The sequence below is a fragment of the Saccharopolyspora sp. NPDC000995 genome (assembly GCF_053599315.1).
The window spans coordinates 1-2,100 of sequence record NZ_JBSFLZ010000293.1 but is presented as its reverse complement, the minus strand read 5'-3'; the positions used below and the strand labels follow the sequence as shown (position 1 = coordinate 2,100).

Here is a 2,100-nt window from a genome sequence, read left to right as displayed (position 1 = left end):
CCAGCCCAGACGGTCCCATCAGTGGCAAACAGGTGGTCCCATGCTCCTGGCAAAACCGGCTCTGAGGTGGTCCCTTACTCCTGGCAGCCGACACTGGCTCGACCGCCTACTGACGATGTCCCAGGAGCGAACCCAGCAGAGCGCGAGGGCGCTGTGCGTCGCGGCATGGCTGGCCATTCTGCAAGGCGACCTCGCCAGCGCCGCAGGCCGACTGAACCAGGCCGAGACACTGGGCTGGCGTCTCGACGACGAAAAGGCCGTGGGCTACGTTGCGCTTTTCTCCGGCATTATCAAGGCCTTGCAGGGACATCTGAAGCAAGCGGTGTCGTTGTACAAGGAAACCATCGTGCACCACCAAGCAGTCCACGAGCCAATCGGCATCGCCATGGCCCAGTACCGCTCAGCACTCGTCGCTTTCCTGCAGGGCGACAGCCACCAAGTCCACACCGTATGCGATAAGTGTTGTTCCCTCTGCGACACCTACCACGAACACTGGTGGAAAGCGTTCGCGCTGTGGGTGCTCGGACTACAGCTGTGGCGCGACGGAAATGTCCAGCGTGCCACCGCTGTCGAGGGCGAAGTTATTCACTACTTCCACGAATTCAACGACAGATTCGGCGCGGCCCTGGCGCTGGAGGCCTTCGCGTGGATGGCAGCTGAAGGACAACGCGCCGATGCCCGACGCGCAGCCACCCTGCTCGGGGCCGCAGACACCCTGTGGCAGGCCCTCGGCACACCGTTGGCAGAGTTCAGCTACCTGAGCCGATACCACCAAGACTGCGAACAAGCAGCACGCCGAACCTGCGGCACCAAACTGTTTAATGCCGCCTTCCACCACGGCATTCAACTCGATCTGGATACAGCGGTGCGTATCGCGCTGGGTGGTGAAGAGAAAACCGAGCAGCCCACGCCTTCAGCCGAATGGTCAACGCTCACCCCCAGAGAGCGCGAGATCGCCAAGCTGACCACCGAGGGACTCAGCAACAAAGAAATCGCCGCTCGCCTGGTCATCTCCCAACGCACCGCAGAAGCCCACGTCGAGCACATCCTCGTCAAACTCGGATTCAGTTCCCGGCACCAAATCGCAGCCTGGGCAACAGAACACCACCCAAACTGACCGATCACGGCACCTCAACAGGGATGGCGGCCTCCGCGTGACCGGCAGCTCGACTTGCGCGCCGGGTTCCACCGTGGAGCGACGCTGGATCGCACGCTGAAACCCGCGACCGCCCTGGCTCCGCGTGGATCAACCCCGGCCAGCAAGGTGCGGCACGACGACATCCTCCAAGATCGAATGGCGATTTTTTTGCGACGGGAACGCGCGGCAACGCGTCAGAACCCGTCGGAACGAGGAGGAACAAGAGCCGCTGACCTGCACGGACACGCAAAGTCGCTGGTCAATCCCAGCGGATAACTATCTTGACACGGTAGAGGTCACTGGTTCGATCCCAGTATCGCGCGCCAGTTGTTGTTGCAGCTCACGCTCAGTCGTCACCTCCTCAGGTCGTGCTACGAATGACGTTTCGCGAGGGTGGGATGCCTGTGGCGGGCGTGTCGCTTTGGGCGTCGCTGACTTGTGCGGTGGGATTCCCGGAGCGGGATGGCTGATCGCAGGTCGTCGTGCTTGCTTGCCTGAAGGCGTGGCTTGCTGTTGTTCAGTGGTGGGTACAGGTTGGCCTGGTGGACGTGGGAGCTGGGGCGGTTCCTGCCCGCGATCGTTTGACCGGGAGCTGCCCCCGTCGCCCTGCGGTGTAGGACGATCTTCAGCCATCGGTGTGATGAACGGGAAGAAGGACTCCGATTGCGCCCCGGCGGGTACGGCCTCGACCGCGAGTCTCCAGGAGTACACCACGGCTGGTTGCAAGGTGTACTGGGAGCAAATGACCCACTCCGGCATCTTGCCCCGGGATCTCGGCGTTTGCCGGGCGAGCAGGGGCCTGAAGACTTCGTGAAGAAGGCATGAACCCACGTTGGGCATGCTTCGTTACGAAGGTATGGGAAGCCGATGCTTGGGAGTGCGGACATGATGGCAAACGATCACGGCACGGTGCTCGCCACCATGGTCTTCAACCTGGTAGCCCCGGCGGGAGTGATCGCGCC

General features: G+C 62.4%; 1 protein-coding gene. It reads left to right on the top strand.

Annotated elements, in window-relative coordinates:
• Positions 1-115 precede the first annotated feature (115 nt).
• Positions 116-1,117: a response regulator transcription factor gene (locus tag ACWDKQ_RS35880; RefSeq protein ID WP_450143190.1), complete on the top strand. Its 1,002-nt coding sequence runs from the start codon at positions 116-118 to the stop codon at positions 1,115-1,117.
• The last annotated feature ends 983 nt before the right edge of the window (positions 1,118-2,100 follow it).